This window comes from Nocardia sp. NPDC004415, assembly GCF_053602435.1.
Genome location: NZ_JBSGDP010000030.1, coordinates 1 through 13,914, shown reverse-complemented (window position 1 = coordinate 13,914; position 13,914 = coordinate 1). Strand labels below are relative to the sequence as shown.

The window sequence follows — 13,914 nt, the reverse complement described above, 5'->3', positions numbered from 1 at the left end:
GGCCCCAGCTGGCGGTTTCCGGTCGGACCGAAGTTATCCACAGGTAGTTGTCCACAGGGTGCGGGATTGTGGATTGCTGGACGCCGATTACGCGGTGACGGGTTCGCGCGGGGTGGCGCGCGCGGCGGTGCGCAGGACGACAACCGCGACGATCGTCGTGGTGACGGCGGCGACGGAGACCGCGGTGCTGATCAGCGTGCCGATCGAGCGGGCGAAGGCGAGCATGAGGGTCACCTCGAGCGCCAGACCCACCCAGGTGACCGCGGCCAGCGCCGTGCGTTCCACGGCGATGGCCGAGAGCAGCGCGCCCTGCAGGACGGCCAGGATCGCGCCGTGCAGGGCGAACATCCACAGCAGGCCCTGGATCGGCGCGTAGTCCTGTCCGGCGAACAGCGGGGCCAGCGGGGCGGCCACCGCCGCACCGAGCACCGCGACGATGCCGATCACCGACAGCACCGAGAGCGCGTCGCGGATGGCCCGCGCGGAGTGGGTGGGCTGGGCCATGCGCGGATACAGCACCACGCCGACGGCCTGCGGGAGCCAGAAGGCGATCTTGGTGGCGATGGTGCCGAGGGAGTAGCGGCTGGCGTCGACGTCGTCGAGGACGATGCGCACGACGATGAGGTCGGCGGAGGACAGGGCCATGAGGGCGGCCTGGACCTGCACGGCGCGCAGGACGGGGAGCACGCCGATGGCGGGTCGTCTCGTGCCGGCTTCTCGGGTCGCCGGGTTTCGCGCCGAGGGGTCGTCCGACGGCATGGAATCGCCCTCGGTCGACGCGGCGGCAAGGTTGTCGGCATCGGCGCGGGCTATGCGGGCGGCGAGCGCGGCGGCGCCGATGATGCCCGCGGCTCCGGCCCACAGGGCGCCCGCCGCTCCACCCCCGAGCGCGAGGGCCAGCAGCGCGGGGGCGACGCGGGCGGTTCCCGCCATCGCGAGGACGACCGCGAGCTGACGGAAACGGTTGCCGCCCTGCAGGATTCCCTGCTCCCCCGACAGGATGACCAGCGCGGGCGCCGCACCCAACGCGCCTGCCGCGGCCCACACCCCCACATGGAGCAACCCGGCGACGACCGGAACCAGCACCACCGCCACCGCGGCGACCAGCGCGGCGCAACGCCACTGCATCGCGCGCACGGCCGACAGGCTCGCCCCGCGCACCACCTCGCGCGCGACCACGTTCTGCATGGCCAGGGCGGGCACCGCGCACAGCAACTGCACGGCCAGCAGGCTGGCGAACTCGCTGTAGCCCGCGACGCCGAGCCAGCGACCGGCGAGCAGTTGCAGCAGGTAACCGGCGACGTTGGCGGTCATCGCGCCGGCCGTCACCCAGGTCAGGTCAGCAACGACAGGGGGGCGACGGACCGAGGACACGCCTCATCGTCGCACCTGTGTGTGCCGGGCGCGGGCGGTACCCCGAAAATGTGAGTCCGACCGGACTCACCTGGCGTGTCCGCCCGGCTACGGACCGCACCGGGCCAGGTCGGCGCAACCGGGAACCGGCCCACTCGACCCCGGTCTCCGCGCCCTGGGACGGGACGTAAGGTGCGGGTGGTGAGTAATTCGCGTGCGAGGGCCTGGGTCGCCGGATACTGTGCGCTGCTCACGCTGGTCATCATCGGGCCGCTGGCGGGCTCGGGCTATCTGCTGCTACGTGACGCGGTGAGCACCCCCCGTTCCTATCTCACCGACTCCGCCCTCGGCCTCGGTGCCGCCGCCCCGCGCGCGGTCCCGCAGGACGCGCTGCTGGCGGTGCTGTCGCCGGTGATCGACGGCGGCATTCTGGTGAAGGCCATTCTCATCGTCGCGCTGTGGGCGGCGGGGTACGGCGCCGCCGCGCTGGCCCGCCGGTTCGTCGACGCGTCGCTGCCAGCACAGCTGGTCGCCGCGACCCTCGCGCTGTGGAATCCCTTTGTCGCCGAAAGGCTTCTACAAGGGCACTGGAGTCTGCTCGCCGGATACGCGGCACTGCCGTGGGCGGCACTGGCGGCGGTGCGGGTACGCCGGGCCCTCGCACCGGAACGCCTCGGGGCCTGGGCCGCGCTGGCGGCGAGCTTCGCGGCGGCGGGACTGACACCCACCGGGTCGCTGCTGGCGGCGATCATCGGACTCGCGCTGGTCGGTCGTCGGGCGCTGCTCCCGGCTGTCGTGCTGTGGTTGGTGAGTTGCGCGCCGTGGCTGACCGCGACGGCGCTCGGCTCGGGCGCCGAACCCTCGGACCCCGCCGGTGTGGCGGCGTTCGCGGCGCGGGCCGAACCGTGGCTGGGCACGCTGGGCAGCCTGGCCGGGCTCGGCGGGATCTGGAACAGCGAAGCGGTACCCGCCAGCCGGACGACACCGTTGGCGCTGGTAGCGACCGTTTTCCTGCTCGCCATCGTGGCGCTCGGAGTGCGGGCGGTGTGGACGCGCGGGCGCGACGGGCGGACCCTGCTGGTGATCGCGGCGGCGGCGATCGTGCTGCCCGCGCTCGGCGCGACGCCGTGGGGGCTGGCTGTCGGCGAGTGGCTGGTGGTGCACGTGCCCGGGGCCGGGTTGCTGCGGGATACGCAGAAGTATGTGGCGCTGGCGATGCCCGCGTATGTGCTGTGCGCGGCGGCCGCGTGTCAGCAGGTCGCGGTGTGGTTTCAGCGCCGATCTTCTGGAACATCCGCAGTCGCGGCACTTTTCATCGCGCTCCTCGTTCTCCCGCTCGCCGACCTCGCCTGGGGAGTGGGCAACGAGATGCGTCCGGTGCACTATCCAGGCAGCTGGGCACAGGTGGTGGAGAAGATCGACGGACCCGGCGACGTAGCCGTCCTCCCCGGCGGCATGTTCCGCCGATTCCCGTACAGCGGAACAGCTCCCGTCCTCGACCCGGCTCCCCGCATCCTGCCCGACGACGTGCTCCAGACCGGCGAACTCCGCGTACGTGGTTACGCGGTCACCGGCGAAGGCAACCGCGCACAGTCCGTCGAGGACGCCCTACTCGCAGGCGCCCCACCCACCACCCTCGCCGACCTCGGCGTGGGCTGGATCCTCGTGGAACGCACCACCCCCGGCCCCCTCGGAACCTCCGAGAAGACCCTGGCCGCGACCCGACTCGTCCACACCGACGACAACCTGTCCCTCTACCGCGTCCCCGACCCCACCCCACGGGACATAGCGACCTCCACCCAACGGCGTCTCTCCATCGCCGCCCACCTCCTCTGGGCCACACTCCTCGTCACGGCCCTCCTGACGACCGCCCTGCGCCGCCGCTGACCCGACCGGCGCGGCACCGCGACAGAGATCGAGGCGGCTGGCGGGTCAGTGCTGGGCGGGGGGTGCGACCAGGCCGGTGGTGAAGGTGCCGGTGGCGGCGGCGGCGAGGACCTCGTAGACGCCGGAGCCGGTCTGCTCCCAGGAGAACTCACGGGCCCGGGCGCGGGCCTTCTCGCCCATGACCTGGCGGGTCTCCGGGTCGGCGAGCAGGTCGGCGGCCGCGAGGGCCAGGGCGGGGGCATCGTCGACGAGCAAACCGGTGACGCCGTCGACGATGGAGTCGGTGAGGCCGCGGGAGCTGCGGTAGCCGATGGTGGGGACGCCGTGCTGGGCGGCCTCGATGACGGCCAGGCCCCAGCCTTCCTTGCGGGAGGGCATCACGTGCACCCACGCGGAGGACAGGATCTCGTGCTTGCGGCGTTCGTCGACGTGGCCGTGGAAGGTGACAGCGTCGGCGATACCGAGGGTGGCGGCGCATTCGCGCAGGTTGGGGGCCCACCAGCCGTCACCGATGACGTCGAGGTGCACGTCGGGGAACTGCTCGCGCAGGTGCGCGACGGCGGTGAGGGCGTCCTCGATCTGCTTGTGCGGGACCAGGCGCGACAGGACGGCGATGCGGGGGTGGTCGGCGCGGGTGGCGGCGTCACCGGGGACGACCTCGGCGGGCACCGGCTCGGCACCGTTGCGGACCACGGCGATGCGCTCGCGGTCGACGCCGAGCACGGCCAGTTCCTCGGCCGAGGGCAGCGACACCGTGAGGTACTGGTTGTCGCGATGCACGCGCGGGGACAGCTTGGACTCGATCCACCAGCCGATCCGCCCGACCAGCTTGCCCGCGACCGGCCACTGCTCGCGGTGCCCGTGGTGCACCAGCACCACCGAGGGCACGCCGGTGGCGCCCGCGAAGAAGGGGATGCCGTTCTGGGTGTCGATGACCACGTCGGGGCGCACGCCGCGCAGCGGGCCGACACCGAGCCGACCGGCCAGGATGGCGGCCAGGGCGCGCGGGTAGACGGTGAAGCGGCCACCCGCGCGGCTGATGTCGATGCCGTCGACGCGCTCGCGGCGCGGGGCACCCGGATAACCGGCCGTACGCAGGGTGACCTTGACCCCGCGGGCCGCCAGCTGGGCGCCCACCTGCTCCAGGTACCGCTCGCTGCCCCCGCCCTGCGGGTGCCCCGTGTCACGCCAGCACAGCAGGAGGACTTCACGCACGGTCGGGTCTCGCCTTCGGGTCGGTGTCGGACAGACGTCGGCCCCTACCCTAGCGGAGTGTGTTCTACACGACAGACATGCGCGGCCACTATCGCCGCAGTGCGTCCGGCTTCGGCGCCCTGACGGCGAGCCCATAAACTCCTGCCGTGCCGACCGCATCCCTGCAGAGATCCGCGCAGCCCGTCCAGCGACGCCGAACATCGCGTTTCGCCGATCGCGCGACCCTGCGCCGCTCGCTGCGCCTGCTCACCAGCTTCCGGTTCGAGCAGTCCGACCCCGGCCGGTTCTACGGCGGCATCGCCACCGACAGCGCGGAGCTGATCGGCGACTTCTACGCCGACATCACCGACCGCGATCTCACCGGCACCGTCGTGCTCGACGTCGGCGGCGGGCCCGGCTACTTCGCCGACGAGTTCACCGCCGCGGGCGCCCGCTACGTCTCGGTGGAGCCCGACCCGTCGGAGATGCACGCCGCCGGACTGCGGGTGGCCGGCTCGGTGCGCGGTTCCGGCATGGCACTGCCCTTCCGCGACAACGCCTTCGACGTGTGCTTCTCCTCCAATGTCGCCGAGCACGTGCCGTATCCGTGGGTGATGGCAGAGGAGATGGTGCGCGTGACCAAGCCGGGTGGCCTCATCGTGTTCTCGTACACGGTGTGGCACGGGCCCTTCGGCGGTCACGAGACCGGGCTCTGGCATTACCTCGGTGGCGAGTACGCGGCGCGGCGGTACCGGCGCAAGCACGGACACGAACCGAAGAACAGGTTCGGCCGTTCGTTGTTCGCGGTGTCGGCGGCCGACGGGCTGCGCTGGGCGGCAACGACTTCAGCCGAGGTGCGAACGGTGTTCCCGAGGTATCACCCGCGCTGGGCGTGGTGGATCGTCCGGGTTCCGGTACTGCGCGAGCTATTCGTCAGCAATCTGGTCGTGGTGGCTACCAAGTAGCGTTCACGCCAGCCAGCTCAGCCGCCGTGTGCGGCGCACCGGCGCGGGCAGCGCACTCGCCCACGGCGATTCCTGAATGGCCAGACCTACTGTCTCCAGTGTCGTCAAGCCGACTTGATCGGCGAGCATTCCCACCTGCGCGACCGCCTCAGCGGCCTGGATGGCGGCAGTTGCCTGCTCGATGGTGAGTGTGCGGCCGGGCAGGAATGACACAACCCATCCCCCGCTGCCCACACTCTTCGCTTGATGGTCGGTCTGGTCGCTGGTCATCAACGATCGGCCGATCACTTGCACAGCCATGAGTCGGTCTCCCCAATTCGCTGTTAAGGTCCGATGAATCGAGCGAGCTGATCAGTAGCTAAAGCATCCCCTTTTCAACAACAGAACGCAATAGTGCGTTTACCCGAAAAGCGAACCGACAGGTTGGAATTCGCCCTGTTCACAGTCGTTGCGGGACAGCGAATTAGAACATGTTGCAGACAATCCGGCGGCAAAACTGTAACGTGTTCTTATGCACTACGACAGTCTGTTCATCGGCGGGAAGTGGACCACCCCGGCCGGTAGTGACCGCATTTCCGTGGTCTCACCCGCAACGGAGGAGACCGTCGGCAGCGTGCCCGCGGTAACGAACGCCGACGTGGACGCGGCCGTCGCCGCGGCGCGCGACGCGTTCGACAGCGGACCGTGGCCATCGACAAGCCCACTGGAACGAGCCGAGGTACTCAGCAAGGCCGCCCGGCTCATCGAGCAGCGTTCGCCCGAATTGCTCGCGGCGCTCACCGCGGAGATGGGCGCACCGGCGTCAGCGGCCTTGACACTCAATCAGATTCCGGCCGTCGCCGCGCTCGACGCGTGGGCCGCGCTCGCGAAGACGTTCGCATGGAACGAGACCCGGGTCGGGTTGTTCGGAACCTCGCGCGTCTCACGGGAACCGCGCGGCGTCGTCGCGGCGATCACCGCGTGGAACGTGCCGCTGTTCCTCGCGGCGAACAAGCTCGGCCCCGCGCTGCTGGCCGGCTGCACGGTGGTGCTCAAGCCCTCGCCGCTGACCCCGCTCACCGCGAATCTGCTCGCCGACATCTTCACCGAGGCCGGGCTGCCCGACGGCGTGCTCTCGGTGCTGCCCGCCGACGCCGAGGCCAGCGAATATCTGGCAGGCCACCCCGGCGTCGACAAGGTGACCTTCACCGGCAGCACCGCGGTGGGCCGCAAGCTGGCCGCCATCGCGGGCGAGCAGCTCAAGACCGTCTCACTCGAACTGGGCGGCAAGTCGGCCGCCATCGTGCTGCCCGATGTCGACCTGGCGGCGAGCATTCCCGTGCTGGCCTTCTCCGGGCTGATGAACAGCGGGCAGGGCTGCGTCGCGCAGACGCGCATCCTGGCCCCGCGCAGCCGCTACGACGAGATCGTGGACGCGCTGGTCGCCCACGTGAAGACCATGCAGACCGGCGATCCCGGCGATCCGGCCACCCAGCTCGGCCCGCTGATCAGCGAGAAGCAGCGCGACCGGGTGGAGAGCTACATCGCCAAGGGCAAGGCCGAGGGCGCACGGCTGGTGCTCGGCGGCGGCAGGCCGGAAGGGCTCGAGCGCGGCTGGTTCGTCGAGCCGACGATCTTCGCCGATGTCGACAATTCCAGCACCATCGCCCAGGAGGAGATCTTCGGGCCGGTGCTGTCGGTGATCCCCTACGACACCGAGGACGAGGCCGTCGCCATCGCCAACGACTCCGACTACGGCCTGGCCGGGTCGGTGTGGACCACCGATATCGAGCACGGTGTCGAGATCGCGGCCAGGGTGCGCACCGGCACGTACGCGATCAACTGGTACGCCTTCGACCCGACGTCACCGTTCGGTGGGTACAAGAACTCCGGCATCGGCCGCGAGAACGGTCCGGAGGGTCTGGACGCGTTCTGCGAGCAGAAGTCGGTGCTGATGCCCATGGGGTGGACGGGCTAGCGATCCGCAAAGGCACACCGTCGACAGCAGTGCGCATCACTCTGCTGGACGGGCTAGTGATCCCCTTCCGGACTTGCCTAGTCCTCCGGCATCTGGACGCGTAGCACCGGCTGCGCGGCCACTTCGCCCTTGGCTGGTAGGTCGACCACGTCGACCTGCCAGCCCGGTGGCAGGGCGCGCTGCAGGCGGCCCGCTACCCGCTGCAGCGGCGTGCTCGAGTAGGTGTCGGCCTCGAATCCGGTCACCAGATCGGTCATGCGTCAATCACCTCTCAGCGTCGATCTCATCGTGGTCCACATCGGCGGATCGAAAAGCGAGTCAGCTCAGATGATGCGACGTACTCGGGAGCTGAGAGGAATATAAGTGACGATGACCCTCCGCCGTGGACGACTCTCTGACATCTGTAGATGTACCCGCTGACAAGCCGGGAAATCGTTCACCGGACATCGATTCGAGAAACTTGCGGTCTGAAAACCTCGCCTCGAACCGACCGTGACTCATCGACGGCGGGCGCGACGATACGCCGAGGGCGTGAGCCCCGTTGCGGCACGCAGGTTGTCGCGCAGCGCGGTCACACTGCCGAACCCGGCGCGATGCGCGACCGTCTCGACCGGAAGTGCGGTGGTTTCCAAGAGTTCTCGCGCGGCCCCCACGCGTTGCGCGTCGAGCCAGGCGCGCGGGGTCGTGCCCACCTCGGCCTTGAAGCGGCGGATGAAGGTGCGCTCGCTCATCAGCGCGTGCGCGGCCAGCGCGGAGACATCCTGCGCGGCGGCCGGATTCGCCACCGCCCAGGCCAGTGTCGCCGCCAGGCCCCCGCGCGGATCGGTGCCGCCCATCGCCTGCGGGATGTACTGGGCCTGGCCACCTTCGCGGTGCGGCGGGACGACATTCCAGCGGGCCAGTTCGGCGGCGGCGCTCGCGCCGAGTTCGCGGCGGGCGATGTGCAGGCACAGGTCCAGGCCCGCGGACAGTCCGGCCGAGGTGAGGATGTCGCCGTCGTCGATGTAGAGGGCGGCGGGGTCGAGTTTCACCGCCGGGAAGAGCTGGGCGAACTCGTCGCAGTAGGCCCAGTGGGTCGTGGCGGGGCGGTCGTCGAGCAGACCCGCCTGAGCCAGGACGAAGGCGCCGATGCAGATACTGGCGATGGTGGCCTCGCGGGCGGCGGCCGCGCGCAGGGCGTCGAGGACGGGTTCCGGGGTCGGCAGAGTCGGTAGACCGATGCCGGGGACGACGATCAGATCGGCCTGTTCGAGCAGCTCGAGGCCGTGTTCGACGTGCAGGCCGAAGCCATTGGGTGTCCAGACCGGGCCCGGACGCTGACCGCAGACGTTCATGTCGAATCCGGCGGGCTCGCCGGTCTTGCCCGGCCCGTGCCGGAAGACCTGGACCGCGCAGGCCAGGTCGTAGGTCATCACGCCGTCCAGCGCGAGCACGGCGACATCGATCATGCGCCCCAGTTTGGCACGAATCCATGCAAGGCTGGCATCTACGCCACTTCACCGCGCGCACGGACTCCATGAGACTCGGATCAGGCTCCGCCGACGACACCCGAGGAGATCTCCATGCCGAATACGCTCGACTGGAACTGGGCCACCACCACCGGCGGCACGCTGACCGGTGCGCAGCGACGAGACGTCATCGCCGGGGTACTGCGCGCCGCACCCGGCTTGGTCGCGGGCCGGATACGGCTGGCGCTGGGCCGTCGTGGCGCGGGCAGGCTCGACCTGGCCGAGCTGCGCGTTCCCGATACCGCGCTGGCGCGGGCCGCCGAACTCGAAGCGCGCGAGCATCTTTCGGACACACTGCTCGCCCACTCCTATCGCACCTATTTCTTCGCTCGCGCGCTGGCCGAGCTGGATGGTGTCGACCACGACGACGAGATCGGCTACGTGGCCAGCCTGCTGCACGATCTCAAACTCGAAGAACCGACACCGGGCCGGTGTTTCGCCGTCGTCGGCGGGGAGTCGGCGGCGGTCTTCGCGCGGCGGCACGGCGCGCCGGAGGACCGGGCCGAATCGATCGGCGCGGCCATCGCCGCCCATCTCAACCCCGATGCCGCCGCGCGGCCCGGCGACCCGGGCGGGTTCGTGTCCGCGGGCGCCTCGGTGGACGTCCTCGGCAGCAGACTCGCCGATCTCGACCCCGGCTTCGTCGACGAACTGCTCGCCCGGCAGCCGCGACACCAGCTCAAAAAGCACCTGGCCATCCGCTTCGCGGCCGAGGCCGCCGCGGTTCCGAACGGGCGCGTGCACTGCCTCAACACCACCGGCTTCCGGCAGTTCGTCGCACTCGCGCCCTTCGCTGAATAGCAGAAACCGCGCCGAGCCCGGCGACAAGCCGGGTCCGACCGGCGCTGGTCAGGGCGTCAACCCATCCGGCAGTCGTTTAACAAGTGTTAAACTCGCTGGTATGAGCACTATCGCCTTCCGCGCCACACAATCGGACAGGGAACTCGTCGAGCGTCTCAGCCGCGACGGCGAGACCGCATCAGACGTCCTACGCCGTGCATTACGCGTACTCGATCGAGAACGCTGGCACGCCGAAGCACAGGCTGATGCTGATCGCATCATGGCCGCGGGGGAAAGACTCGACGAAGAGCCTGATGCCTGGTGATCCGGGGTGCGATCTACCGCATAGATCTCGGCGAAGCGCGTCGTGGACACGAGCAACGCGGTCGCCGCTTCGGTGTCGTGCTTTCACGGACGGACTGGACGATGGTGACGGTGGTGCCGACCTCGACCAGCGCGCAGCCGTCGCGATTTCGTCCCGAGACGAAGATCGATGGACGAGCGACACTGTTGCTCGTCGACCAGATCCGTTCGCTCGATATCGCCTACTTGAAGGGCGATCCCATCGCCTACCTGACACGCGAGGAACTCACCGACCTCGACCGTGCCGTCATCCGGTATCTCGGACTCGACTGAACACCGAAACGAAAACCGCCCGTACCGGATGTGGTACGGGCGGTTCGGGCGTTCAGGTGGGGGTCAGCCCAGGCGCTCCTTGAGGGCCTCGAACTCGTCGCGGATGCCCGAGGGCAGCTTGTCGCCGATGAACTCGAACCACTCCTCGATCGAGGGGATCTCCTTGCGCCACTCCTCGGCGTTCACCGCGAGCGCCTCGTCGACGTCGGCGGCCTCCACGTTCAGGCCCTCGAGGTCGAGGTCGGCGGCCGAGGGCACATTGCCGACGGCGGTGGCGGCGGCACCGGAGCGGCCCTCGATGCGGCCGACGATCCACTCCAGCACGCGGGAGTTCTCACCGAATCCGGGCCACAGGAAGCGGCCGTCCTCGCCACGACGGAACCAGTTGACGTAGAAGATCTTCGGCAGCTTGTCCGCGTCGGCGTTCTTGCCGACATTGATCCAGTGGTTGAGGTAGTCGCCCACGTGGTAACCCAGGAAGGGCAGCATCGCCATCGGGTCGCGGCGCACGGTGCCGACCTTGCCCTCGGCGGCGGCGGTCTGCTCCGAGCCGACAGTGGCGCCCATGAACACGCCGTGCTCCCAGCCGAAGGACTCGGTGACCAGGGGGATGGTGGTCTTGCGGCGGCCGCCGAACAGGATCGCCGAGATCGGCACACCCTGCGGGTCGTCCCACTCGGGGGCCAGGATCGGGCACTGCGACATCGGGGTGCAGTAGCGCGAGTTGGGGTGCGCGGCCAGCGTCTCGGTCTCGCGCAGCGACCAGTCGTTGCCCTTCCAGTCGATCAGGTGATCGGGCTCGCCCTCGAGACCCTCCCACCACACATCGTTGTCGTCGGTGAGCGCGACATTGGTGTAGACGGTGTTGCCCGCCTCGATGGTGGCCATCGCGTTGGGGTTGGAGCTGTGGTTGGTGCCCGGCGCGACGCCGAAGAAACCGAACTCCGGGTTCACCGCGTAGAGGCGGCCGTCCTCGCCGAAACGCATCCAGGCGATGTCGTCGCCCAGGGTCTCCGCGCGCCAGCCGGGGATGGTCGGCTGGATCATCGCGAGGTTGGTCTTGCCACAGGCGCTCGGGAACGCGGCGGCCACGTAGTAGTTCTTGTTCTCGGGCGAGATCAGCTTGAGGATCAGCATGTGCTCGGCCAGCCAGCCCTCGTCGTGGGCCATCGCCGAGGCGATGCGCAGCGAGTAGCACTTCTTGCCGAGCAGCGCGTTGCCGCCGTAGCCCGAACCGTAGGACCAGATCTCACGGTCCTCGGGGAAGTGGGTGATGTACTTGGTGTCGCTGCACGGCCACGGCACGTCGGCCTCGCCCTCGGCCAGCGGCGCGCCCACGGAGTGCAGGGCCTTCACGAACGGCTTGTCGGCGCCCAGCTTGTCCAGGGCGGCCTGGCCCATGCGGGTCATCACGCGCATCGAGACCACGACGTACTCGGAGTCGGTGATCTCCACGCCCAGCTTGGGGTCCTCGGCACCGAGCGGGCCCATGCAGAACGGCACCACGTACATGGTGCGGCCCTTCATCGAGCCGCGGTACAGCTCGGTCATGGTGGCGCGCATCTCGGCGGGGTCGACCCAGTTGTTGGTCGGACCGGCGTCGGCCTCGGTCTTGGAGCAGATGTAGGTGCGCGACTCGACGCGGGCGACGTCGGAGGGGTCCGACAGCGCCAGGAACGAGTTCGGCTTCTTCTTCTCGTCGAGCTTCTTGAAGGTGCCCGCCTCGACCAGCTGGGTGGTCAGGCGATCCCATTCCGCATCGGAGCCGTCGGCCCAGACCACACGGTCGGGCTGGGTGAGCTCTGCGACTTCCTGTACCCAGGCGAGCAGTTCGCTGTGCTCGGTCGGCGCGGTGCCGTCGGATCCACGAAGACCAGGAATGGTCGCTGAGGTCATGAAAACTCTCCTGAGATGGGTGGTTCCCCCAAGGGCGGGCAGACGTCCGCAGCGAGCAAACCACCGCACAACCCCAGATGGACGGTGTACAGCACCGTCCACGGACGGGGGCCGCGCATCAGCCGGCACGGAGCGGACGCCCAGGTTCCTGCCTCAAGGTTAACGCGATATGAAGGCCGGGACGGAATCGGGTTCGCTTCCTATTACCCACAGGTCGCTCACGCAATCGCGGCGTCCCAGCGATCGAGCGCGGCGACATCGCGCTCACAGGCCGACAGCTGCGCCGGACGCTCCGCGACCAGCCGCCGCGCCAGGGCGTCGAGCTCGGCGACACGCCGGTCGACAGCGACCGCCCGAGCCGTGGATTCGGTGACGACATGCTCGGCCAATTCGGCCTCCACATCCACCAGCACCGCCGCGACACGCTGCTCGAGCTGGGCTTTCACATTCACCAGCGCTTCGGAGACCCACTGCGACAGGTGATTGCGCTCGGCCAGCTGGGCCCGCGCGCGCACCACCCAGGCGGCCGCGCCCGCGCCGAGCAGCAGCGTCACCGGGACGCTGGCGAAGTCCCATGTCGGCACCAGCGACAGGGGCGCCACTATCAACCGGCCGAGGCCGACACCGGCCGACGCGCCGAGCGCGATCATCAGGTGATCTTCGACACCACGGTGTCTCGGTTCGGGATCGGGACCGACACGGGGCGCCGGATCGCGCCTGTGCGGGGCGGGCGCGGCGGTGCCGATGCGACGGGCGGTCTCGGCCACGCGCTCGTCGATCGCGGCGTCGACGGCGACGGAGAGTTCGCTGGTGGCCTGCTGCAAGCGCTGCGGGTAGGCGCGCAGTTCGGCGCGGTCGCAGCGGTCGAGTTCGGCGCGGGATCGAGTGTGCAGGGTGCGCACCAGCGCGCCGAGTTCGGTGGTCAGGTCGACGCGGGCCAGCTGCACCTGGCTGCGCACCGCCGACAGGCCGGTCTGGCGGCCGCCGTCGCGCCCGGCCAGCAGGGCGACGCGCTCCTCCCTGATCCGGGCCGACTCGGCGCCCGTGCGCAGGGTGGCGATCTGCTCCTCGACCCGCGCCCTGGTGTCGGCGAGCACGCGGGTGAGCACCGCGCTGCGGCGCTGGGCGCCGTCGGTGGGTTCGGCGGCGGTGGCGGCGGCCAGGGCGGCGTGCAGACCGGCCAGGCCGGAGCGGTCGAGCAGGGCGGAGTCGTCGGCGGCGCGGGCCGCGGCGGCCAGTTTCGCGGACACAGCGAGCACGTCGAGATCGGTGATGCCGTGGGCGGCCAGCAGCGCGATACTGCGTTCGCGGGTCGCGCGCCAGTCCTGATAGGCGTGGAAGCCGTTCATGGCGAGCAGGATCGGCTGCTTCGCCGCGCGCAACCGCTCGATCAGGGCCAGTACGTCGGCACCGAGGACGCTGCCCGCGTCGAACAGGATCAGCGCGGCGGGCGGCTCGTCCACCTGTGTGAAAGTGGCCGGATCGGCGAGATCGATGCGCGGTTCGAAGCGGGCGAGTTCGGTGCGCACGAGGGTGGTGTTGGCGTCGTCGACGGCGTAGAGCACCACCTGGGTGCCGTTGCCGGTCTGCTCCATCGCCCGCAGCAGGGCCACGCCCTGCGGATTCCAGCGCTCGATGACGGCCTCGACCTCGGGCGCTATCGCGGGCGATGCGGCGGTGTCGGCCTGCGCGACAGCAGGCGACTCGACAGCATCCGACGGCGCGCCCCCGGCCGGGG

At 69.9% G+C, this 13,914-nt stretch carries 13 protein-coding genes; 6 read left to right on the top strand and 7 right to left on the bottom strand.

The window, feature by feature from the left end; all coding sequences use genetic code 11:
• Nucleotides 1–87 precede the first annotated feature (87 nt).
• Nucleotides 88–1,314 carry a polysaccharide biosynthesis protein gene (locus ACWEMY_RS16160; protein WP_452390644.1) on the bottom strand — a complete coding sequence of 409 codons (1,227 nt, stop codon included), beginning with the start codon at nt 1,312–1,314 and terminating at the stop codon, nt 88–90.
• Between the two features lie 237 nt (nt 1,315–1,551).
• Between ACWEMY_RS16160 and ACWEMY_RS16155 the strand changes: the two genes are divergently transcribed.
• Nucleotides 1,552–3,240 (top strand): hypothetical protein, encoded by a 1,689-nt coding sequence (locus ACWEMY_RS16155; protein ID WP_452390643.1) that lies wholly within the window; start codon nt 1,552–1,554, stop codon nt 3,238–3,240.
• Nucleotides 3,241–3,285: 45 nt separating this feature from the next.
• Here ACWEMY_RS16155 and ACWEMY_RS16150 read toward each other — a convergent pair whose 3' ends face one another.
• Complete coding sequence (locus ACWEMY_RS16150; RefSeq protein WP_452390642.1) at nt 3,286–4,455, bottom strand: glycosyltransferase family 4 protein; 1,170 nt, start codon at nt 4,453–4,455, stop codon at nt 3,286–3,288.
• A gap of 146 nt (nt 4,456–4,601) precedes the next feature.
• Here ACWEMY_RS16150 and ACWEMY_RS16145 point away from each other — a divergent pair, with 146 nt between their 5' ends.
• Nucleotides 4,602–5,399, top strand: coding sequence for a class I SAM-dependent methyltransferase (locus tag ACWEMY_RS16145; protein ID WP_452390641.1), 798 nt, complete (start codon nt 4,602–4,604; stop codon nt 5,397–5,399).
• A 3-nt stretch (nt 5,400–5,402) separates the two neighbouring features.
• Here ACWEMY_RS16145 and ACWEMY_RS16140 read toward each other — a convergent pair whose 3' ends face one another.
• Nucleotides 5,403–5,699 (bottom strand): hypothetical protein, encoded by a 297-nt coding sequence (locus tag ACWEMY_RS16140; RefSeq protein ID WP_278261121.1) that lies wholly within the window; start codon nt 5,697–5,699, stop codon nt 5,403–5,405.
• A gap of 211 nt (nt 5,700–5,910) precedes the next feature.
• On the opposite strand from ACWEMY_RS16140, the gene ACWEMY_RS16135 reads away from it, so the two are divergent.
• Nucleotides 5,911–7,356 (top strand): aldehyde dehydrogenase, encoded by a 1,446-nt coding sequence (locus ACWEMY_RS16135; RefSeq protein ID WP_452390640.1) that lies wholly within the window; start codon nt 5,911–5,913, stop codon nt 7,354–7,356.
• 77 nt (nt 7,357–7,433) lie between these two features.
• Here the strand turns inward: ACWEMY_RS16135 and ACWEMY_RS16130 are convergent, their stop codons facing one another.
• Nucleotides 7,434–7,613: a hypothetical protein gene (locus tag ACWEMY_RS16130; RefSeq protein WP_278261119.1), complete on the bottom strand. Its 180-nt coding sequence runs from the start codon at nt 7,611–7,613 to the stop codon at nt 7,434–7,436.
• 240 nt (nt 7,614–7,853) lie between these two features.
• On the bottom strand, nt 7,854–8,804 hold the full coding sequence (locus ACWEMY_RS16125; RefSeq protein ID WP_452390639.1) for a GlxA family transcriptional regulator: 951 nt from the start codon (nt 8,802–8,804) through the stop codon (nt 7,854–7,856).
• A gap of 114 nt (nt 8,805–8,918) precedes the next feature.
• Here ACWEMY_RS16125 and ACWEMY_RS16120 point away from each other — a divergent pair, with 114 nt between their 5' ends.
• The 3 genes from ACWEMY_RS16120 to ACWEMY_RS16110 all read left to right on the top strand — a co-directional run bounded on the left by ACWEMY_RS16120 (nt 8,919) and on the right by ACWEMY_RS16110 (nt 10,280).
• Nucleotides 8,919–9,665 carry a phosphohydrolase gene (locus ACWEMY_RS16120; RefSeq protein ID WP_452390638.1) on the top strand — a complete coding sequence of 249 codons (747 nt, stop codon included), beginning with the start codon at nt 8,919–8,921 and terminating at the stop codon, nt 9,663–9,665.
• Nucleotides 9,666–9,765: 100 nt separating this feature from the next.
• Entirely contained in the window at nt 9,766–9,969 is a 204-nt protein-coding gene (locus tag ACWEMY_RS16115; protein WP_452390637.1) for a hypothetical protein, read from the top strand.
• Nucleotides 9,966–10,280 (top strand): type II toxin-antitoxin system PemK/MazF family toxin, encoded by a 315-nt coding sequence (locus ACWEMY_RS16110; RefSeq protein ID WP_452390636.1) that lies wholly within the window; start codon nt 9,966–9,968, stop codon nt 10,278–10,280. The genes ACWEMY_RS16115 and ACWEMY_RS16110 overlap by 4 nt, the downstream gene beginning before the upstream one ends.
• A 63-nt stretch (nt 10,281–10,343) precedes the next feature.
• On the opposite strand, the gene ACWEMY_RS16105 is transcribed toward ACWEMY_RS16110, so the two are convergent.
• Both ACWEMY_RS16105 and ACWEMY_RS16100 read right to left on the bottom strand, forming a co-directional pair.
• Nucleotides 10,344–12,176 carry a phosphoenolpyruvate carboxykinase (GTP) gene (locus ACWEMY_RS16105; protein ID WP_375931520.1) on the bottom strand — a complete coding sequence of 611 codons (1,833 nt, stop codon included), beginning with the start codon at nt 12,174–12,176 and terminating at the stop codon, nt 10,344–10,346.
• A 218-nt stretch (nt 12,177–12,394) separates the two neighbouring features.
• Nucleotides 12,395–13,914: hypothetical protein (locus ACWEMY_RS16100; RefSeq protein WP_452390635.1), on the bottom strand; the 1,520-nt coding region annotated here is incomplete at its 5' end.